We start from the raw sequence: 20,300 nt of genomic DNA, 5'->3' as shown, positions 1-20,300 counted from the left end.
TGCGGGGTCTGCGGTGGTGCACCTGTTGGAGGCCCCGTGAGATGAACGCCACTGCCGCCGCCCTTCCCGGCGATATCGAACAATCACCGCAGGAGCGGCTGAAGATCACCGAGATCTTCCTGTCGCTGCAGGGCGAGGCCGATGCGGTCGGCTGGCCGACGGTGTTCGTGCGCCTGACCGGTTGTCCACTGCGCTGCAGCTACTGCGATACGGCCTACGCCTTCCATGGCGGCACCTGGTGGGAGATCGACGACATCCTGGCCGAGGTCGCGCGCCAGGGCGTGCGCCATGTGTGCGTGACCGGCGGCGAGCCGCTGGCGCAGAAGCGCTGCATCGGCCTGCTCGAGCGCCTGTGCGATGCTGGCCACGAAGTCTCGTTGGAAACCTCCGGCGCGATCGATGTCTCACAGGTTGATCCGCGGGTGTCACGGGTGGTCGACATCAAGACGCCGGGCTCGGGCGAGCTACACCGCAACCGTTGGGAGAACCTGGCGCTGCTGAGCGCGCGCGACCAGCTCAAGTTTGTCCTGTGCGGGCGCAGCGATTACGAATGGGCGCGCGCACTGGTGCGCGAGCACGCGTTGTCCGGCCGCTGCAGCGTGCTGTTCTCGCCGTCCAAGGATCAGTTGAGTCCGCGCGATCTGGCTGATTGGATCGTCGAAGATCGTCTGCCGGTGCGCTTTCAGATGCAGCTGCACAAGCTGCTGTGGAACGACGAACCCGGTCGCTGAGTCACCGGCCGCGCGTCCTGGCGCTAGTACCGTAGCCCGGAGATAACGGAACATGGTGAAAGTGATGGATTCAAGTCCAGGGCAAGGCGCAAGCTGCCGCCAAGGCAGGCCGCCTTGGCAAGGCTTGCAACGCCGCCCTGGGCTTGAAGCCGCGCTTTCACGTTTCGATATCTTTGGGTTGCGGTACTAGGCTATGCATCCCCCGCCCGCTCGAGCCGGCAAGAACAAACGCCCATGAAAAATGCAGTGGTTCTCGTCTCCGGCGGGATGGATTCGGCCGTGGTCCTGGCCATGGCCCGCGCGCAGGGCTTTGTGCCCTACGCCCTGAGTGTGCAGTACGGGCAGCGCCACACCTCCGAACTGGACGCGGCCGCGCGCATGGCCGCCGCGCTCGGTGCGGCCGCGCACAAGGTCGTCAATGTCGACCTGCGCAGCATCGGCGGCTCGGCCCTGACCGATGACATCCAGGTGCCCGTGCGGACCGGTGAAGAGCCGGGCGGCGAGGGCATCCCGGTCACCTACGTGCCGGCGCGCAACACCATCATGCTGTCCATCGCACTGGGCTGGGCCGAAGTGCTGGGCGCGGCCGACATCTTCTGCGGCGTCAACGCGGTGGACTACTCGGGCTACCCGGACTGCCGGCCGGAGTTCATCGCCGCTTTCCAGGCACTGGCCAACCTGGCGACCAAGGCCGGCGTGGAAGGGGCGGGCATCGTCGTGCATGCACCGCTGCAGTTCATGGGCAAGGCCCAGATCGTGCGCGAAGGGGTGGCGCTGGGCGTGGATTTTTCCAGCACGGTGTCCTGCTACAACGCCGATGCGGCCGGCAGGGCCTGCGGCCATTGCGATGCCTGCCGCCTGCGCGCGGCCGGCTTTGCCGAGGCCGGCGTGGCCGATCCGACGCGCTACGCCTGATCGGGCGTGATAGATGCGATTCGCGCATCGGCGTATCGATGCGGTAAAATTCCCGGCCCGGCGCAAGGCCGGGGCCGCAGTGCCCGGGCCGTTAGCTCAGTCGGTAGAGCAGAAGACTTTTAATCTTTTGGTCGATGGTTCGAATCCATCACGGCCCACCAAATCAAGGTCCGGAAGCATCCGAAGAAGTCCAAGAAACCCCGCTGAAATGCGGGTTTTTTGTTGTCTTGCGTTCGCTTCAGTCCGATGCCGGCTATTGAAAACCGACGGTAACTGACGGTAGCTTTGCCGGTAACCCGGCATCCCGCCGACCCTGTTACCGTCATGGCCCTGTCCGATACCGCGATTCGCAAGGCAAAGCCTGCCGGCAAGCTGATGAAGCTTGCCGATGGCGGCGGCCTGTACCTCCTGCTGAAGCCAGACGGCGCGCGCTGGTGGCGCTGGGACTACCGCAGGCCCGTCACCGGCAAGCGCAACACGTTGAGTCTGGGCACCTATCCGGATGTGAGCCTGGCCGACGCCAGGGACCGGCGCGCGCAGGCCCGCAAGCTACTGGCGTCCGGTATCGACCCGGGCGAGCAACGCAAGGCGGAAAAGGCGGCGACGGCCGAGCGCACCGCCAACACCTTCGGGGCGGTTGCCGCCGAACTTCTGGCGCAGCGCGCGAAGAAGCTGGCCCCTGCGTCCGTGGTGCGGGAACGGCGCCTGCTGGAAAGCGACCTGACCCCGTACGTCGGGGATCGCCCCGTTGCCAATGTGACCGCCCCGGAGCTGCTGGCGGCACTGCGCAAGATTGAAGCGCGCGGCGCCGTGGAGACCGCGCACCGCGCGCGCATGCTGGCGTCCCTGGTGTTCCGCTATGCCATCGCCACCGGCCGGGCCGAGCGCAACCCGGCGGCCGATCTGCTGGGCGCGCTGTCGCAGCCGCAAGGCAGCCATTTCGCCAGCCTGACCGAACCGGCGGACGTGGCGCCGCTGTTGCGGGCGCTGCACGGCTACCGGGGCACCCCGGTGGTCATGGCCGCGTTGAAGCTGGCGCCCTTGTTTTTCGTCCGGCCCGGCGAGCTGCGTCGCGCGCGCTGGGCCGATATCGACCTGGACGCTGCCGAATGGCGATACACGGCCAGTAAGACCGGAACGCCCCACGTTGTCCCGTTGGCCACGCAAGCGGTGGAAATCCTGCGCGAGCTGCACGCCCTGACCGGGCGCGGACAATACGTGTTCCCCGGGGTGCGCGGTCGCGACCGGGCGATGAGCGAAAACACCGTCAACGCAGCCATGCGCCGGATGGGATTCGACGGCGACACGATGACTGGCCACGGGTTTCGCGCCATGGCCCGCACCATCCTGGATGAAGTGCTGGGCTACCGGCCCGACTACATCGAACACCAGTTGGCGCATGCGGTACGCGACCCCAACGGCCGCGCCTACAACCGCACGGCGCACCTGGCAGAGCGTCGCAAGATGATGCAGGGCTGGGCCGACTACCTGGACAGCCTGCGCGTTGGCGGCAACGTCGTGCCATTGCGGGCGAAAGCGGGTTGAGTCGCACGCGTCGCGCCGGCCGGCAGCAGAAACGGGCAACGTCCGGCAAGCGGCGCGGCGGGGTGATAGCGCACTCCGCCGCGCCTTCCACGACCGCTCAACAGGAGAGCAAGCATGGCAGCACAAAGTCTGGCAATCGATCCCGGGACCTACGGCGCGCCGCCGGTCAAGGGCAACACCCGGCGAGCGCGTCAAGCGCAGGGGCCCGAAGTGCTCGCCAGCAACCAAACCTGGCGGGGCAAGGCATGAGCGCGGCAGAACGGAAGGGCGCCGCGCTGGAGCTATTTGCCAAGGCCCTGGCCGCCAATGATGACGGCACGACCCATGGCGCCGCGGCGCCTCCCGACGATGTGCGCGAAATACTGGAAAACATGGACCGCATGACACCGGCGCAGCGCGCGCGCCTGGCCCGCCTTGCCGAGATCCTCAGCGAGGCAACGGACCGCGCTACAGGGCAAGCCGTAGGGCGGGAGGCTGGATTGAGGATGGCGCGCGAGCTAGCGCAGAAGATCCACCGGGCGCGTATGGAAATTGCGGAAAACAGCGCGCGCTGATTGCTTCAAAACGCCGCGGCTAGGCCGGCCAGCTGAAAGCGGGACACCTTCACCCGTTGCCGTGGCGTCCTTTTTTGAAGGGCGCAGGAAGGTGCGCACATGGCAATTGAAGATCCGTTCTCCGCGTGGCGGGGCCTGTCCGAATATTCCTTGGATGACGCGGCGGCCCTGTGCTGCGGCATCGTTCCCGGCCGCCTGTTCCGTCCCTTGAGGGAACGTGACAAAGCCGAGCAAGAGGAAATTGCCGCCCTGAACGGCTGGAAGCGGCGCCTTGCAGATGCGAGGGGCGCGCTGGGCGTGACCGTTGTGCGGCACCATCCGGCACGGCAGGTGTACGGGGCCACCATCGACGGTGAACGCTACCCTCAGGGAACAAAAGGCGCATGGGACGAATACGGGAAGGTCCCGCGCGCGGCGCTGGTCGAATGGCTGCGCCTGCAAGGGCCGTTGCCGCGTTTCTTTGCAGAAGATGAGCAAGCCGGACCGGTCGCGACCGAAGAAAAGCCATTGGCCGCGCGTGAGCGCACAAACCTGCTACGGATCATTCGTGCGCTGGACGTGATGGCAAAGCTGCCGGACAAGGCGGTAGGGAAAAGCGTTGAAAAACAACTGCAATTGTTGGGGTTCAGAAGTCCTAAGGACGAGATCGCCAGCCAGGTTGTGATGCGTGCGCGAGCGCTGCTGCCGGATGAAAAAAGCTAATTAGCAATCTGAATTCCTAATTGGCACATCGATTCTCGATGATGGCTGAAGATTCCGCCGCCGGACATTACGGCGTCAAAAGGAATCCGAAGCCATGCAAACACTCCCTGAAACCGGCTACCTGCGCCTGCCGCAGGTCCTGGCCCTGTTCCCCGTTTCCCGTTCCACCTGGTGGGCTGGCGTGCGTTCTGGCCGCTATCCGCAACCGTTCAAGCTGGGCGAGCGCACCACGGCCTGGCGTGCCGAGGACATTCGCGAACTGATCGCAGCGGCGGCGCAACGGAAAGCGCGAGCATGAGCGCGCCCATGACCGCAGCGCGCGCCATCGCGCCAGCAGCCACGCCGGGCGCGGATCACTGTTCCGGCCTTGTCGTGCGCGCCGTCCTGCCTGTTCCCCATGGCGCCTGGTATGCGTGCTATGCCGATGGCGTCGAGGAATTCCAGTTGGAGGTGATCGCCTGGGCCGATTGCGTGTGCCCTGATGGCACCTGGGCCGGGCTGTTTGCAGTGGTGCCGGAGGATGGCACTGCGGGCACGATCGCAACGCCGGAATCAGGTTTCAAGAGAATCACACGCCAGCGGCGCGGGCAGGTGCGGTGATGCATGCCGTTCCGCATTCGGCGGTTGGCCCGGCCGGGATCCTGCTGGCGCGCCTGGAGTGCGTGCGTCAAAGCGGACGCGGGTGGACCGCGCGCTGTCCTGCGCACAAGGACCGCAGTGCATCGCTATCCATTGCCGAAGGCCGCAACGGCTGTGCGCTGGTGAAGTGCTTTGCCGGGTGCGATGTTTCAGACGTGCTGCGTGCCCTTGGCCTTGAAATGGCAGACCTGTTCCCGCCGCGCCCCGTGGACACAAGTCCCGGCGGCCGTGCCAGTGCTCGCGATGCCTGGCGACAGAGTGGGTGGTCTGCTGCACTGGGCGTCCTGGCCCGGGAATCACTCATCGTCTCCTTGGCGGCCCGTGACTTGGCGGACGGGCGCACGCTGGGCGATGAGGACCGGGACCGGCTGTTGCAGGCCCTTGCGCGCATTGATGCGGCCCGTGAGGTGTTGACATGACCTCACCCCTTGATGAGCGCGCAGAACGCGACCTGGCACGGATGGAAGCTGCGCGCGCCGTCAAGGCCAAGCCCAGCACGCGACAGGCGCGCAGGGCCAGGTCGGTGCGTGCGCTGCGCTCCCGGTTCGTCAATGCTGACGGCGAGGCATTCGACCCGCCGGGCGTTTACTGGATCGGCGCCACGCAGGACCCCATGACCGGCGAACACCGCGAAGGGGAACCGCAATGGATCTGCGGGCCGCTGGAAATCAGTGCCTTCACCCGCGATGCACAGGGCAGCGAATGGGGCCGGCTGCTGGTGTTCCGTGACCGCGACGGACAGGAACACCGCTGGCCAATGCCCATGTCCATGTTGGCCGGCAGCGGCGAGGAACTGCGGGCCGAGCTGCTGCGGCAGGGCCTGGACGTCACGCCGGTTGCGGTGCGCCGGGGAAAGTTGGCCGAGTACATCGCGCAGGCCCGCCCGGAAGCCAAGGCGCGTTGTGTGCTGCGCACCGGCTGGCACGGGGGCGCATTCGTGCTGCCGTCCATGGCCTATGGCGAAAGCGCGGGTGAACCCCTGTTGTTTCAGGGCGCCATGTCCGATGGCGTCGCCCTTGGTTGCGCGGGCACCGTGGATGAGTGGCGCACGCTTGTGGCCGCACCCTGCGCCGGCAATTCGCGCCTGGTGCTGGCGTTGTCGGCCGCATTCGCTGGCCCATGCCTTGGGCTGCTGGACAGCGAGGGCGGCGGCTTCCACCTGCGGGGCGGCAGCAGCAGCGGCAAGAGTACGGCACTTGCGGCGGCGGCAAGCGTGTTCGGTCCGCCAGCCTATGCGCGCACCTGGCGAGCCACCGACAACGCCCTGGAAGCTGTGGCGTCGATGTATTCGGATCTTCTGTTGCCGCTGGACGAAATCGGGCAGCTTGACCCACGTAACGCCGGTGCGGCCGCCTACTTGCTGGCCAATGGCCACGGCAAGGGTCGAAGCAACCGCGACGGCACGGCGCGCGCGCCGCAGCGGTTTCGCGTGCTGTTCCTGTCCGCCGGTGAAATAGGCTTGGGCGATCTGGTGACCGCATCGGGCAACAAGCTGCGCGCCGGGCATGAGGTGCGCGTGATCGACGTCCCGGCGGACATCGAGGGGGCTGCCGGCATCTTCGAGCGCGTGCCCGACGGGACCACGCCCGGGGAGTTTGCAGATGCGCTCAAACGCGCCGCAGCGGCCCACCACGGCCACGTGCTGGCGCAGTGGCTGGACATGCTCACGCGGGACCCCGGTGCGGCGCAGGGCGAGCTGCGGGCGAATCGTGATGCGGTGTTCGATTCGCTTTGCGACGGCTTGGCTTCCGGCCAGGTCCGCCGAGTCGCGCAACGCTTCGCCCTGGTGGCCGCGGCTGGGGAGATGGCAACTTGCCGGGGGCTGACCGGTTGGCAGCGTGGTGAAGCCATCTGGGCGGCTCGCGCCTGCTACGGCGATTGGCTGCGAATGCGTGGAACCGCCGGCGCATCGGAGCCTGTGGCAATGCTTGGGCAAGTGCGCCTGTTCCTTGAATTGCATGGAGAGGGCCGGTTCAGTCCATGGAGGGACAACGGCGAGAACCACAAGCCACGCACGATCAACCGCGCAGGCTTCCGCAAAGGGACCGACGATGACGGCGGAACCGCCTATTACATCGACGGGGAGGTGTTCCGGCGCGAGGTGTGCGCCGGATTCGACCCGCGACAAGTTGCGCGCGCCTTGGCCAATGCGGGCGCGCTGCGGCTGGGAAGCGGCGGGGAGTTCACCCGCAAGGAACGGCTACCGGACGGCCGCAGCGCGCGCGTATACGTGGTCCTGCCGGCACTGTGGGATGACGATGAGGATGTGGCGTGAGTGCCGCCCACGTGGCCGCACAAGAGGCGCAGCGGTTGAAACTGATCCGCATATGCCAGGCCGCGGATCTGGACGTGCGCCGCGTCCTGCGGCTGGCGCGTGATGACTTGAACGGCCTGGCCGACTACGCCGATTGCACCCTGTTGGCATATGCGCGTGCGCTGCTTGCGAGCGATGGGCGGCGGCGGGGTGCGGTGCCTGTGGACTGGACATCGGCATGTCGTTGCCAAGGATGCGGGCCGGTGCTGCTGTGGGATGACGCACCGTTGCGGGTGCTCGCCTGCCCGTGGTGTCTCAACCGACTGCACGGCCTGCCCATTCCCCGCCCGGCGGCTGGGCCGTGATGCGCGCCGGGTGGTGCTGGGACGGGAGATTGGCAGCGCGGTGCGGGCCTGCGGGTCCTCCCGAGAGGGCACCCCTCCCGGGTAATTCGGACCCCGTTTGTTGTGTAGATAGCCCCTGTCGATTTTGACTTGACCCAACGGAGTACCCGATGACACGCGCAATTGAATGCCCGAATGAAGCCGGCGCCGAAGCCCGCCCGTCACTCCTGCCCTTCGACCCTGGCGACCTGCTGGAAATGCGCGTCCTTCCGGCGCAGTTCGCGCGCATGGTCGGAGTCTCCAAGCAAGCTGTGTCGCAGTGGATCAAGCGGGGCATCATCCAGCTTGAAGCCGACGGACGCCTGGAACCCAAGCGCGCGGCACGACAGGTCATCGAGCGCACCGACCCGACCCGGCTGCGGGCGCGCGTGTTCAAGCACGCGACCTCAACGCACGCCGAGCTGCGCACGCGCATCCGTGATCTGGAGGCCGAGTTGGCGCAGGAGCGCCAGATGAACGATGCCCGCACCGCCGCGGCCAAATACGGTGCCGAAGCGGAGGCCGTGCGGAAGCTGCAATGCTTCACGGACGCCCTCATGGCGCAGTCCGAGGCCGCAGTCGGAGCGCATGCCAAGGGCCACCTGGACCAATGGCTGGATGAGATGGTGGCCGTGGCTTTTTTTGGGCTGGACCTGGACGAATACCGCCACGAGATGGCCGGCGAGCTGGAACACGTGCCGAACTTGTCCCGGGTAGATGCGCAACCCGGGACAAACCCGGGGCGCTGAAAGCCAATGCCCGCCTGCTGTCCCGGGTGTCCCGGGTTGTCCCGGGTTATATACAAAGGTCCATTGTCAAAACGCACATCCGCCAAGGTCGGCCGCGAGGACTTTCGCGCATGTCCTCCGCCCTTTGCGTTCGCGACCCGGGACACCCGGGACACCTTGTCCCATAAGGGTTTCAGCGTCCCGGGCTTGTCCCGGGCAACCGGCTTGCCCGGGACAACAATCGTCCGATCAAGTCCAGCCGAGTCCGCACCGCTGCTGCCCGAAATTCCGGCCACGTGCTGCCAGGCAATGCCGGCGGGTCGAGACTGCATGCGATCCGGACCGTCCGGCGGACCACGGCCCGCCGAGCCGAGCCGACAGCCGGCCGAAGGCAACAGCCGCGCTGCATGTCCTCCCGTCCCCCACCAGCACGCGATCGGTTGCAATGGCTGGCGGTGCCGGACCCCTTAGCCCGGGCTACCTGTCAGGGGCCAGGCTGCTATTGGATCGCACCCATGCCAGAGCTGTGAGCGGGCGCATTGTGGCGGTAACTTTGACGGTAACTGCAAGACTCGAAAGCAGAGAACCCGCGCAGACTTGACGCTTGAGCGGGGAATTCGATTGCATCACGGCGCAGGAAAAACAGCTGGCGAGTCGGTCTGGCACCGTTGTTCTTGCCAGTGAGGTGGCCACTCCCGGGCCGCCCAGGTGATCAGCAAACCGGCACACCGCGCGGGCATCGAGCGCATCGGTCCTGGCCGGTTCTCCGGTCGCGCACCCCAGGCCGGTGCCGGTCGCACATCATTGCAGGCGCTCGGAGCCACTGGCCAACAGCGGTGCGCCTTCGAACAGCTGTGCGATCTGATCCGGGCTGAAGTGATAGCGGCGGCCGCAGAACTCGCAACGGATCTCGGCCTGGCCCTCCTCAGCGGCGGCCATGGCCTCCTCGCGTCCCAGCGAGACCAGCATGCCTTCGACCCGCTCGCGTGAGCACGAACAGGCAAAGCGCAGCGGCTGCTGGTTCAGCACCACCACCGACTCTTCGTGGAAAAGCCGGTGCAGCAGCGCGGTCGGCGCGGTAGCCAGCAGTTCCCCGCGGCCCAGGGTGTCAAACAGCATGCCGGCGCGCTGCCAGCCGTCGGCATCGCCTTCGTCGCCGGGCAGTTTCTGCAGCATGATTCCGGCAACCTGGTCGCCGTCGGCGGCCAGCAGCAAGCGCGTGGGCAGCTGTTCCGAACGCAGGAAGTAATCCTGGAAGGCAGCGTCCAGCGTGGCCGCACTGAGTTCGACCAGGCTCTGGTAGCGCTGCGGCTCGCGCGGGTCCAGGCCGGGGTTCTCGATGGTGATGGCCAGCAGCGCATCGTCGCCGAGTGCGGTCAGGTCGGCAGGCGCGTCGTGGCCATCTCGCAGCTGGACAATCCCGCGCACGGTGCCGGCGGCGGTGCACTCGGTAAACAGCGTGCGCAGGCCGACGCTGCTGCGCAGCTGTACCGACAGGCGCCCGTCGATCTTGACGTGGCCGGTGAACAGTGCCGCTGCCGCCACGGCCTGGCCGAGCAGGTCCCGGGCGCGGGGCGGGTAATGGGCCGGTTCGCGCAGGTCGGCCCAGGCCTGGCGCAGGCGCACGCTGACCCCGCGCACACCGGCCTGGGGGAGCAGGAAACGGGTACGCAGGTCGTCTGAAGACGGGATCGAGTTCACGGGTGCATCCAAGGGCAGCGGCCTCGCCTGGAGGTCCGTCAGAATCCCTAGCGTGCGGGCGGCCGCGGCACTTTCCAAGGCGGCGCCGGATCCTGGCCGTCAACGCAGTGGAACCAGCAAGTAACATTGCCGCTTCCGCATCATCGCCCAGGAGCCCGGCCATCGACCCCATGCCCGCCATCGCCCGACCGCGTCGCTGGCTGCGCTGGCTGCTGGCCCTGCCCTTGCTGATCGCGGCCGGCAGCGCGCTGCAGGTGGCGGTGTTGCGGTTCGTCGATCCGCCGGTGTCGGCCTTCATGATCGCCCGGCAGTTCGAAGCGTGGGGCCAGGGCCAGTGGCGCTTCCATCCGGCCTACCAATGGCGCGACTGGGGCCAGATCGCCCCGGCGCTGCCGTTGTCGATGGTCGCCGCCGAGGATCAGCGCTTTGCCAGCCATGCCGGTTTCGACCTGCAGGCCATCGAGAAGGCGCGCGCCCACAACGCGCGCGGTGGCCGGGTCCGCGGCGCCAGCACGATCAGCCAGCAGGTGGCCAAGAACCTGTTCCTGTGGTCCGGGCGCAGTTACCTGCGCAAGGGCGTCGAGGCCTGGTACACGATGCTGATCGAGCTGCTGTGGCCCAAGCGGCGAATCCTGGAGGTCTACGCGAACATCGCCGAGTTCGGCGATGGCGTGTATGGCGCGCAGGCGGCCGCACGCGCCTTCTGGGGCGTGGATGCGTCGCGGCTCAGCGCCGAGCAGGCCGCGCGCCTGGCCGCGGTGCTGCCTGCGCCGCGCACCTACAGCGCGGTGCGCCCCGGCCCGTACGTCTCCCGCCGCGCGGCCTGGATCCAGCGCCAGACCCGCCAGATCGGCGGTATCGGCTACCTGCAGACCCTGGAGTGAGCTGATGGCCCAAGACCGCCTGACCGTGGTGATCGCCGCACGCAACGAGGAGCAAGCCCTGCCGCGGTTGCACCAGCGCCTGCGCGCGGTGCTGGACCGGCTCGATGCCATCTCCACCCGGGTGCTGTACATCGACGACGGCAGCACCGACCGCACCTGGGAGGCCATGCAGGCACTGGCCGCCCGCGACGCACAGGTGGAATTGCTGCGGCTGTCGCGCAACTTCGGCAAGGAGGCGGCGCTGACCGCCGGCCTGGACCTGGTCGCCGAGGACAGCGCGGTGATGATCCTGGATGCCGATGGCCAGGACCCGCCGGAGCTGATCCCGCAGTTCGTCTCGGCCTGGCGCGAAGGGCATGACAACGTCTTTGGCACGCGGGTCGAACGCGATGGCGAAGGCTGGCTCAAGCGCTTCACCGCGCACGGTTTCTACCGCCTGATCGGGCGCCTGTCCAAGACCCCGATACCGGCCGACACCGGCGATTTCCGCCTGCTGTCGCCGCGTGCGCACCTGGCCCTGAGGCAACTGCGCGAGCGCCATCGTTTCATGAAGGGCCTGTTCGGCTGGGTCGGCTATGGGCCGCTGTCCATTCCCTACCATCGCCAGGCGCGCATCGCCGGGCGCAGCAAGTTTGGCGCGTGGAAGCTGTGGAACTTCGCCCTGGAAGGCATCACCAGCTTCTCCACCGCGCCGCTGCGCGCGGCCACCTACCTGGGTCTGATCGTGGCGGTGCTGTCCTTCGTCTACGCGGTGATCGTCATCGCGCGCGCGCTGGCCCATGGCGACCCGGTCGCCGGCTGGCCCAGCATGATGACCGTGGTGCTGTTCCTGGGCGGCACCCAGCTGATCGCGCTCGGCCTGATCGGGGAATACCTGGGCCGGCTCTACGAGGAAGCCAAGCAGCGGCCGCTGTACCTGGTCCAGCAGTGGCAGCCGGCGCGCGAAGGCGTATCCTTCGAGCCAACCGAAGCAGACGGAGCGCGCCATGCGCACAGTCAGGCAGTTGCTGGCGGGCAAGACCGCTGAACTGGTCACGGTGACACCGGATCAACCGGTGTTCGAGGCGGTCCGCAAGATGGACCAGCATGGTGTCGGTGCGGTCCTGGTGATGCGCGGCCAGGTGTTGGTCGGGATCCTGTCCGAGCGCGATTACGCGCGCAAGGTGGTGCTGCTGGAGCGCTCCTCGCGCAGCACCCGGGTCGAGCAGATCATGACCACCGAGGTGGTGACGGTGGAACCGCAGCAGAGCGTGGCCCACTGCATGGAAGTGATGACCAGGCGCCGCTTCCGCCACCTGCCAGTGGTGATGGAGGGCCGGGTGATCGGGGTCGTGTCGATCGGCGACCTGGTCAAGGCGGTGATCGAGGACCAGCAGGCCGATCTGGACGCGCTGCAGCGCTACATCGCCTCCTGAGCGCGGTCGCCTACTTGGCGTACTTGCCACCGCAGTCGCTGTCCTGGCCGGCCCCGGTGTCGATGGTGGCCAGCAGGGCCGCCGGCGGCGCGATGGCGCCCAGCGCCAGGGCCACGGCGCCGCGCAGGCCCAGTTTGCCCGGGTCGGGGTGGAACGAGGGGTCCTTCAACGTGCCACCGATCTTCAGCGGTGTGCGGAAGCTCAGGATGCTGCGGTCCTTGGGACGCGGGTTCAGTTCCAGCGCCAGCGATTCGTCCTTCAGATTGATCTGGCCGCTGCCGAGCACGATGGTGTCGGTGGTGTCAAAGGCCATGCTGCGGGTCTGCATCAGCCCGTTGGTGACGCCGAAGTCGGCGAAGGCACAGCGGATCGGCACCTGCTTGTCCTGGTTGAACAGATAACCCAGCGACTGCGTCACGTCCAGGCCGGCCAGTTCAACCAGCAGCTGCGGAATCTGGCCCTTGCCCATGCCCACCGCCACCTCGCCGTTGGCGTTGCCGGCCATGTGCGCGATCGAGTTGCCGGTGGTGTCGACGCGAACGTGTCCGCCGATGCGGCCGGTGGCGGCCTGGGCGATCTGGGCCTGGGGGAACAACCGGCCCAGGTCGAGCGTGTGCATCTGGATGTCGGCGCGGGTGCGGATGGTCGGGGCGCGCGCGTCCATGCCGATGTTCGAGCGGATCTTGCCGCCGGCGACGCCGAAGTCCAGCGGCTGCAGCTGCAGCAGGCCGTCGTTGAGCAGCAGGTGCGCCTCCATGTTGTCCAGAGGCAGTCGGGTGTTGATGTGCCCGGCCTGCAGGCGGACGTCGGCATCCATCGAACGCAGCTTGGACAGGTCATAGGGATCCTGCGGCAGCACGCGTGGGTCGGCGGCCAGCCTGGCGGCCCTGGCTTCCTGCTCGGCGTTGCGGGTTTCGCCGGCACCGCCTTCGGGCGGCGCGCCGATGAAGCCAGCCAGGTCATCCAGATCCAGCCGCTCGGACACCAGATCGGCCTGCAGCTTCAGGCGCGGTCGACCCAGGATCACCGTGGTCGAACCGGCCAGGTCGCTGTCGCCGACCTTGCCGGCGAAGTGGTCGTAACGCCAGGTGTGGCCATCGCGGGCCAGGTCGCCGTCGATGGCATACGGCGGTGATTCGGGCAGGGCCACGCCGATCAGCCGATACAGGTCAGCCAGGTTCTGCCCGGACAGCGCCAGACGCAGGTTGAACTGGCGCAGGTGCAGGGGGTCGACCAAGGTGCCGCGCGCGCGCGCCTTGGTGTCGCCGGCGGCGGCATGCAGATCGACGCGATACGGGCGCTGGCTGTTGGCCAGGTCCAGCGGCGACTGGATGCGTCCACCCAGGGTGAACGGGTTCTCGCTCCAGCGGCCGGCGCCGGTCAGGTCGATCGGCGGTGCCCTGTACTGGGCGTTGGGCTTGCCGCTGCTGGCCTGGATTTGCAGGTCGGTCTCGTTGGCGGCATCCAGATAGTGCAGGCGCGCACGGTCGACCACGACCGCGCCGAAGCGCGGGCTCATGCCGCCTTTTCCGTCATCGGGCGTGTCGCCCTGGAAGACCCAGTTGCCACCGCCCTGGCTGGCCGGGCGCGATTCCAGTTCCAGCACTGGCTGGGTGATGCGGATCGCCGGCAGGAACAGGCTGCGCTGGAACAGCAGCTGGCCCAGTGCCACGTCGTTTCCAGGCGCTGGGCAGTGGCCATCTCCGGCGCGGTCTTGCGCGCCCAATCGGCGTTGGCCAGGCGCAGGCGATCGGCGCCGATGGTGGTGATGCGGCCCAGGTCCACGTCCAGGTTGCCGTCGATATGGAAGGCGCGCCCGGTGTTGGCCGCCACGGCCCGCTCCACCGGGCCCTTGAACCAGTTCCAGTCCCAGAAGCCGATCAACAGCACGATCAACACTGCCGCGATGGCCAGCGCGGTCAGGACTGGATGGGCGCGGGCGACATTGCGCGAGGGCGGCTTGGCAGGGCTCATGCGGGGCCACTATCGACAGCCTGGGTGTCTACGTGCTGCGAAGGCAGGAGCAGGCGTTCAGCCCCGCCCTGACGCTCCGCGAAGCCGATCAACCGCCGTGATGCAGCCGTGGTCCCACCACCTGGCCGGTCACTGCAACGAAGTGGCAGACGCTGCCGGCCAGCACGAACAGGTGCCAGATCGCGTGGAAGTAGCGCACCGAGTCGCGTTGGTAGAAATAGGTGCCCAGGGTGTAGAAGATCCCGCCCGCCAGCAGCCAACCCAGGGTGAAGGCATCGACCGATTTCAGCAGGGGTTCGATCGCCACCACCACCAGCCAGCCCATCGCCAGGTACAGGCCGGTGGAAAGCAATCTGAAGCGGCCGGTGAAGAACAGCTTGAACACCACCCCGAACAGCGCGATCGTCCAGACCGCGGCAAACATGCCCCAGCCCCATGGGCCGCGCAGCCCGATCAGCAGGATCGGCGTGTAGGTGCCGGCGATCAGCAGGTAGATCGCGCAGTGGTCGAAGACCTGCAGCCGCGCCTTGGCCATCGGATGCTGGATGGCGTGATACAGCGTGGAGGCCACGTACAGCAGCAACAGCGTCACGCTGAACACGATCGCCGTGCCCAGCTGCCAGCCATCGCCATACAGCGCCGCCAGGGTGATCAGCACCGCGCCGCCGGCCAGGGCGGCGATCGCGCCCAGGCCGTGGGTCAGGGCACTGGCGATCTCGTCGCGGACGTTGGTCTTGGGATGTGCCTGCAGCGCCATGTCCTGACTTTATCGCAGCCCATTCCCGGCCAGATGTGAGAATGGGCGGAGAGGCTGCACTGCACCCAAGTCAGGTTGAGCTTGTGTATGCGGCGGGTCGCTGGTCGATCGATGCCTGGATCTGCCTGGATCAGTCGGCCAGCGCGCTGTGGGCGTGCTCGCGGGTCGCGCGGAAGACCACCTCCGGCGCGCGTTCCTGGGCCAGCTGCAGGTTGACCCGGGTTGGCGCCAGATACACCAGCTGGCCGGCCGCGTCGATGGCCAGGTTGGCGGCGTTCTTCTCGCGGAACTCTTCGAGCTTCTTTGGATCGGCGCACTCGATCCAGCGCGCGGTGGTGACCGCGACCGGCTCGAAGATCGCATCCACGCCGTATTCGTCCTTCAGCCGGTAGGCGACCACCTCGAACTGCAGCACGCCCACTGCACCCAGGATCAGGTCGTTGCTCATCAACGGGCGGAAGAACTGGGTCGCCCCTTCCTCGGACAGCTGGGCCAGGCCCTTCTGCAGCTGCTTGAGCTTGAGCGGATCGCGCAGGCGCGCGCGGCGGAACAGTTCCGGGGCGAAGTTGGGAATGCCGGTGAAGCTCAAGGATTCGCCTTCGGTGAAGGTGTCGCCGATGGAGATCGTGCCGTGGTTGTGGATGCCGATCACATCGCCCGGCCAGGCTTCGGCGGCGATCTCGCGGTCGGAGGCCATGAAGGTCAGCGCGTTGGCCAGCTTGTGCTCCTTGGCCGTGCGCACGTGGAAGGCCTTCATGCCGGCAGTGAACTTGCCCGAGCACACGCGCATGAACGCCACCCGGTCGCGATGCTGCGGGTCCATGTTGGCCTGGATCTTGAACACGAAGCCGGACAGCTTGTCTTCTGTTGGTTGCACCTGGCGGCTGGTGGTGGCACGCGGCTGCGGCGGCGGGGCGTGTTCGACGAAGAAATCCAGCAGCGGCTGCACGCCGAAATTGTTCACGCCCGAGCCGAAGAACACCGGCGTCTGCCGACCGGCGCGGTAGGCGTCCAGGTCGAAGCGATTGCTCGCGCCCTGGACCAGCTCCAGCTCGTCGCGCAGCTCGGCCAGCATCGTCTGGCCGATCTTCTCGGCCAGGCCCGGCGCGTCGAGCGAGGGAAAGATGGTCGAGTCCTGGCGGGTGAAGTTGCGGCCCGGCTCGTACAGGTGCACCTGGCCGGTGATCAGGTGGACCACGCCTTTCAGGCGCTGGCCCATGCCGATCGGCCAGGTCACCGGCGCGCACTGGATGCCCAGCACGGTTTCCACTTCATCCAGCAGCTCGATCGGATCCTTGCCCTCGCGATCGAGCTTGTTGATGAAGGTCATGATCGGGGTGTCGCGCAGCCGGCACACTTCCATCAGCTTGATGGTGCGCTCCTCCACGCCCTTGGCCACGTCGATGACCATCAGCGCCGAGTCCACTGCGGTCAGCACCCGGTAGGTGTCCTCGCCGAAGTCGGCGTGGCCGGGCGTGTCGAGCAGGTTGACGATCTTGCCCTCGTACGGGAACTGCATCACCGAGGAGGTCACCGAGATCCCGCGCTCCTTTTCCAGCGCCATCCAGTCCGAGGTCGCATGGCGCGCGGCCTTGCGGCCCTTGACCGAACCGGCCATCTGGATCGCACCGCCGAACAGCAGCAGCTTTTCGGTCAGGGTGGTCTTGCCGGCGTCGGGATGGGAAATGATGGCGAAGGTGCGGCGGCGCGCGGCTTCGCGGGAGACATCGGACATGGTGGTGGCGCCGGCACGGGCGCTGATGAGCGGTCAGGAAGCCAGCAAGTATAGCGGGGCAGGTGGTCCGGACCGGACGCGTTTGGACCAACAGGCGCCCATGGACCCCCTGCGCCCCTCAGCCGGCCAGCAGGCGCTCGAGCTGGGAAGCCGAGGCACGCGCCATCGGCTGTTGGTCCACCGGCGAGAGCGGCGCCTGGCGCAATGCCTGGCGCGGCAACACGGCCAGTTCGAAGTGCACCCCGTCGGCGGCAAAACCCCACACCGTGACCTCGGCATTGCGCTGGCGGTCCATGCGCAGCCGGCGCACGCGCGCATCGGCCGGAATGCGCTGGTCGTCCAGGAAACGGGCAACGGCTTCCTGGTCATCACTGTGCAGGTGCAGCTGCACCGGCGAGCGCGCATCGGCGGTGCCGTCCAGGACCGGACCGACCAGGCGCGGCGAGAACGCGGCGAAGAAGTCCATCGCCTGCAACGCGGCCTGGCGCAGCCGGCGCAGCAGTGCGGCATGATCCGGGCCGGCAAACAGGCGCTGGTACTCGCGCAACGCCGCCTGGACCTCGTGGTTGCGCGGAAGCGAGGCATCGTCGTGGATGCCAAGCCGGCTGGCGGCCTTGCGCTTGGCCAGCTGGTAGTCACCGATGCCGCTTTCGGCGATCAGGCGGGCTGCTTCGTGGGCCAGCCGGCGCCGGCGCTCGGCTGTGTGGATCTGGGCGTGCTGGCGGGCGTGGTGCATGGCGGGCCTCTGGCTTCGAGCAGTGAGCAAGGAGGAGTGAGAAGTGAGCGAAAGATGGATTGGGCTTTTGCTTTTGCTCTCTTCTCACTCCTCCCCACTCACTCCTGGCTTCAAAAGATGTCGAACGCGGCCTCGTCGGTGGCGTTCTCGTCCTGCAGCGCATCATCGCCCTGCATGCGCTCCAGGTCCTCGATCTTGATCCATTCGGTTGCGCCGTTCCTGGTGACCTCGACCATGCCCTCGGGCGGCGCATTCGGGGTGATCGGCTTGTCCTTCAGGGCCACGCGCATGTAGTCGATCCAGATCGGCAGCGCGGCCTTGCCGCCGTATTCGCGGTAGCCGAGCGAGCGGAAGTTGTCCCTGCCCACCCACACCGTGGTCACGTATGGCCCGGCGAAGCCGGAGAACCAGGCATCGCGGTGGTCGTTGGTCGAGCCGGTCTTGCCGGCGGTGTCCTCGCGGCCGAGCACGTTGGCTGCGGTGCCGGTGCCACGCCGGACCACGTCGCGCATCATCGACACCAGCTGGTAGGAGGTGCGCTCATCGATCGCACGCGGCGCCACCTTGGTGCCCGGCGGCGGCGTCTGCGGGGCAGGGTCGGGTTCGGAGGTGGCCAGCGGCGCGGGCCTGGTCGGCTGCTGGGTCTGCACCGGACCGAAGTTGAAACCATCGACCACCTGGCTCGGCGCCGGCGCGTTGGCGCCATGGCGACCGCAGGCACGGCAGGCGGTGGCCGGGTTTTCCTTGAACACCACCTTGCCGTCGCGGTCCTTGACCACATCGACCAGCCACGGCGTCACCAGCGAGCCGCCGTTGGCCAGCACTGCATAGCCGCGCGCCATCGACATCGGCGTCAGCGAGGCCGAGCCCAGCGCCATCGACAGGTTCGGCGGCAGCTCGGCGATGTCGAAGCCGAACTGGCTGATGTACTTGCGTGCGAAGTCCACGCCGATCGCATCGAGCAAGCGCACCGAGACCAGGTTCTTGGATCGCACCAGCGCCTCGCGCAGGCGCATGGGACCGGCAAACTTGCCGTCGTCGTTGCCCGGGCGCCAGACATGCCCGCGGCGGTCGCGGAACACCACCGGCGCATCCAGCACGATCGACAGCGGGTTGAAACCCTTTTCGAACGCGGCCGAATACAGGAACGGCTTGAAGCTCGAACCCGGCTGGCGCCGCGCCTGGGTGGCGCGGTTGAACTTGTTGGCGGCAAAACTGAAGCCGCCGACCAGCGCGCGGATCGCGCCGTTGTTGGCGTCCAGCGAAACCAGCGCCGACTGTGCCTGCGGCAGTTGCTCCAGGGTATAGACGTATTCGGCCGTGGCATCGGGCTGGGCGGGTTTGCTGTCGGCATCGGCCAGCGCCTTGCGCTTGGCACCGACGCGGACCAGGTCACCGCGTGCCAGCAGCTTGCCCGGGGTGCGGCCGGTCCACCTGCTGGCTGCCGCGCCCAGCACGATCTGGCGCGCGTCGCGGGTGACAACCGTGGCGCTGTCGCCGGAAGTACCGGCGACGATCGCCGGGTCGAGCCCGCCTTCGGAGGCGATCCCGGCCAGGTGCGCGGCCAGCGACTCGGCGTCGGCATCGGAGGCCAGGTCGACATGCTTCTCCGCGCCGCGCCAGCCATGGCGGTGGTCGTACACCGCCAGGCCGTCGCGCACCGCCTTGTCGGCGGCCGGCTGCAGCAGCGGGTCGATCGTGGTGGTGACGTGGTAGCCCTTTTCCAGGACGTCGCCGCCGAACCTGGCGAGCATTTCCTGGCGCACCATCTCGGCGATGTACGGCGCATAGACTTCCACCGGGCGCTCGTGCGGTGCGGCGTGCGGCGGCTCGGCCTTGGCGGCGTCGGCCTGGGCCTGGGTGATGTAGCCGTCCTCGCGCATGCGCTCGATCACGTACACGCTGCGCTGCTGGTTGCGCACCGGGTTGCTGATCGGATTGCCGCTGGAGGGGAATTTCAGCGAGCTCACCAAGGTCGCCGCCTCGGCCAGGGTCAGCTCCTCGAGCGGCTTGCCGTAGTAGAACTCGGCCGCCGCGGCGACGCCGTAGGCGCGATTGCCGAAGAAGCTCTTGTTGAGGTACAGCTCCAGGATCTGGTCCTTGCTCAGCATCGCCTCGATGCGCATGGCCAGCAGCATTTCGGCCAGCTTGCGGGTGTAGCTGTACTCGGAACTCAGGAAAAACTGCCGCGCCACCTGCTGGGTGATGGTACTGCCACCTGCCACCCGTCCCTCCCGGGTCAGGGTTTGCCACACCGCCCGTGAAATGCCCTTCGGGTCGATCCCGCGGTGCGTGTAGAAGTTGGCGTCCTCGGCCGCCACGAAGGCCTGCTGGACCTCCCGGGGGACCTGGGCGATGGCGACCGGATAGCGTCGGGTCTCGCCGAACATGCTGATCAGCTGACCATTGCTGGCATAGACATACATCGGTTCCTGCAACTGGACATCACGCAGGGATTGGATCGAGGGCAGCCTGGACGAAATGGAGTAATAAAAGAAGCCTAGAATCACCGCGCCCACCAGGGCGCCGACCAGGCACAGACCAATCGCCCAGCGCAGCAGGCGGCGGAAACGGGACATCAGGGAGCTTCCGATTGCACAATTCGTGGCACGCGAGTATAGATGCTTCCGGAAGCGGGGTTGGCTTC

Annotated in this window: 20 protein-coding genes, 1 tRNA gene and 1 pseudogene; 16 read left to right on the top strand and 6 right to left on the bottom strand. The window is 67.5% G+C overall.

The window, feature by feature from the left end:
- The first annotated feature begins 41 nt into the window (after nt 1–41).
- From queE to D9R12_RS11945, 13 genes are all read left to right on the top strand, one after another.
- Nucleotides 42–731: a 7-carboxy-7-deazaguanine synthase QueE gene (gene queE, locus D9R12_RS11995; protein WP_122230781.1), complete on the top strand. Its 690-nt coding sequence runs from the start codon at nt 42–44 to the stop codon at nt 729–731.
- A gap of 234 nt (nt 732–965) precedes the next feature.
- Nucleotides 966–1,646, top strand: a complete 681-nt coding sequence (queC, locus tag D9R12_RS11990; protein ID WP_122230779.1) for a 7-cyano-7-deazaguanine synthase QueC — start codon at nt 966–968, stop codon at nt 1,644–1,646.
- Between the two features lie 85 nt (nt 1,647–1,731).
- A tRNA-Lys gene (locus D9R12_RS11985) sits at nt 1,732–1,807 on the top strand.
- Nucleotides 1,808–1,970: 163 nt separating this feature from the next.
- Nucleotides 1,971–3,191 carry a tyrosine-type recombinase/integrase gene (locus D9R12_RS11980; protein WP_122230777.1) on the top strand — a complete coding sequence of 407 codons (1,221 nt, stop codon included), beginning with the start codon at nt 1,971–1,973 and terminating at the stop codon, nt 3,189–3,191.
- A gap of 114 nt (nt 3,192–3,305) precedes the next feature.
- A complete protein-coding gene (locus tag D9R12_RS16135; protein ID WP_280524763.1) occupies nt 3,306–3,440 on the top strand; it encodes a hypothetical protein in 135 nt (44 codons plus the stop codon).
- Nucleotides 3,437–3,745, top strand: a complete 309-nt coding sequence (locus D9R12_RS11975) for a hypothetical protein (protein WP_122230775.1) — start codon at nt 3,437–3,439, stop codon at nt 3,743–3,745. The genes D9R12_RS16135 and D9R12_RS11975 overlap by 4 nt, the downstream gene beginning before the upstream one ends.
- Nucleotides 3,746–3,844: 99 nt before the next feature.
- The gene (locus D9R12_RS11970) at nt 3,845–4,447 is read left to right on the top strand and encodes a hypothetical protein (protein ID WP_122230773.1); all 603 of its coding nucleotides are present in this window, start codon (nt 3,845–3,847) and stop codon (nt 4,445–4,447) included.
- Between the two features lie 94 nt (nt 4,448–4,541).
- Nucleotides 4,542–4,745 carry a helix-turn-helix transcriptional regulator gene (locus tag D9R12_RS11965; protein WP_122230772.1) on the top strand — a complete coding sequence of 68 codons (204 nt, stop codon included), beginning with the start codon at nt 4,542–4,544 and terminating at the stop codon, nt 4,743–4,745.
- A gap of 8 nt (nt 4,746–4,753) precedes the next feature.
- Nucleotides 4,754–5,047 (top strand): hypothetical protein, encoded by a 294-nt coding sequence (locus D9R12_RS11960; RefSeq protein WP_147475086.1) that lies wholly within the window; start codon nt 4,754–4,756, stop codon nt 5,045–5,047.
- Nucleotides 5,047–5,505, top strand: coding sequence for a DNA primase (locus D9R12_RS11955; protein ID WP_122230768.1), 459 nt, complete (start codon nt 5,047–5,049; stop codon nt 5,503–5,505). The genes D9R12_RS11960 and D9R12_RS11955 overlap by 1 nt, the downstream gene beginning before the upstream one ends.
- Nucleotides 5,502–7,361, top strand: coding sequence for a DUF927 domain-containing protein (locus D9R12_RS11950; protein ID WP_122230766.1), 1,860 nt, complete (start codon nt 5,502–5,504; stop codon nt 7,359–7,361). The genes D9R12_RS11955 and D9R12_RS11950 overlap by 4 nt, the downstream gene beginning before the upstream one ends.
- Nucleotides 7,358–7,705 carry a hypothetical protein gene (locus D9R12_RS15615; protein ID WP_147475085.1) on the top strand — a complete coding sequence of 116 codons (348 nt, stop codon included), beginning with the start codon at nt 7,358–7,360 and terminating at the stop codon, nt 7,703–7,705. Before D9R12_RS11950 ends, D9R12_RS15615 begins: the two co-directional genes overlap by 4 nt.
- A 149-nt stretch (nt 7,706–7,854) precedes the next feature.
- Nucleotides 7,855–8,472, top strand: a complete 618-nt coding sequence (locus tag D9R12_RS11945; protein ID WP_122230764.1) for a hypothetical protein — start codon at nt 7,855–7,857, stop codon at nt 8,470–8,472.
- A gap of 780 nt (nt 8,473–9,252) precedes the next feature.
- Here D9R12_RS11945 and hslO read toward each other — a convergent pair.
- Nucleotides 9,253–10,143 carry an Hsp33 family molecular chaperone HslO gene (gene hslO / locus D9R12_RS11940; RefSeq protein ID WP_043290936.1) on the bottom strand — a complete coding sequence of 297 codons (891 nt, stop codon included), beginning with the start codon at nt 10,141–10,143 and terminating at the stop codon, nt 9,253–9,255.
- Between the two features lie 179 nt (nt 10,144–10,322).
- Between hslO and mtgA the strand changes: the two genes are divergently transcribed.
- Genes mtgA through D9R12_RS11925 form a run of 3 tightly spaced genes read left to right on the top strand, consistent with a single transcriptional unit; the run spans nt 10,323 to nt 12,451 of the window.
- Nucleotides 10,323–11,036, top strand: a complete 714-nt coding sequence (mtgA, locus tag D9R12_RS11935) for a monofunctional biosynthetic peptidoglycan transglycosylase (RefSeq protein ID WP_122230762.1) — start codon at nt 10,323–10,325, stop codon at nt 11,034–11,036.
- Nucleotides 11,037–11,040: 4 nt separating this feature from the next.
- The gene (locus D9R12_RS11930) at nt 11,041–12,063 is read left to right on the top strand and encodes a glycosyltransferase family 2 protein (RefSeq protein WP_122230760.1); all 1,023 of its coding nucleotides are present in this window, start codon (nt 11,041–11,043) and stop codon (nt 12,061–12,063) included.
- Nucleotides 12,023–12,451 carry a CBS domain-containing protein gene (locus tag D9R12_RS11925; protein WP_043290386.1) on the top strand — a complete coding sequence of 143 codons (429 nt, stop codon included), beginning with the start codon at nt 12,023–12,025 and terminating at the stop codon, nt 12,449–12,451. The genes D9R12_RS11930 and D9R12_RS11925 overlap by 41 nt, the downstream gene beginning before the upstream one ends.
- Before the next feature lie 10 nt (nt 12,452–12,461).
- Here the strand turns inward: D9R12_RS11925 and D9R12_RS11920 are convergent.
- The 5 genes and pseudogenes from D9R12_RS11920 to D9R12_RS11900 all read right to left on the bottom strand — a co-directional run bounded on the left by D9R12_RS11920 (nt 12,462) and on the right by D9R12_RS11900 (nt 20,232).
- Nucleotides 12,462–14,425 (bottom strand): annotated as a pseudogene (locus D9R12_RS11920) (AsmA family protein).
- Between the two features lie 88 nt (nt 14,426–14,513).
- On the bottom strand, nt 14,514–15,182 hold the full coding sequence (gene trhA, locus D9R12_RS11915) for a PAQR family membrane homeostasis protein TrhA (protein WP_014159819.1): 669 nt from the start codon (nt 15,180–15,182) through the stop codon (nt 14,514–14,516).
- A 130-nt stretch (nt 15,183–15,312) separates the two neighbouring features.
- The gene (locus D9R12_RS11910; protein ID WP_122230758.1) at nt 15,313–16,917 is read right to left on the bottom strand and encodes a peptide chain release factor 3; all 1,605 of its coding nucleotides are present in this window, start codon (nt 16,915–16,917) and stop codon (nt 15,313–15,315) included.
- Between the two features lie 118 nt (nt 16,918–17,035).
- Nucleotides 17,036–17,653: a hypothetical protein gene (locus D9R12_RS11905; protein ID WP_122230756.1), complete on the bottom strand. Its 618-nt coding sequence runs from the start codon at nt 17,651–17,653 to the stop codon at nt 17,036–17,038.
- Nucleotides 17,654–17,763: 110 nt separating this feature from the next.
- On the bottom strand, nt 17,764–20,232 hold the full coding sequence (locus tag D9R12_RS11900; RefSeq protein ID WP_122230754.1) for a penicillin-binding protein 1A: 2,469 nt from the start codon (nt 20,230–20,232) through the stop codon (nt 17,764–17,766).
- Between the last annotated feature and the right edge of the window lie 68 nt (nt 20,233–20,300).

Source organism: Pseudoxanthomonas spadix (assembly GCF_003703395.1).
Classification (GTDB): Bacteria; Pseudomonadota; Gammaproteobacteria; order Xanthomonadales; family Xanthomonadaceae; genus Pseudoxanthomonas_A; species Pseudoxanthomonas_A spadix.
The sequence above is the reverse complement of the archived record's forward strand: the minus strand, read 5'-3'. Positions and strand labels throughout refer to the sequence as shown.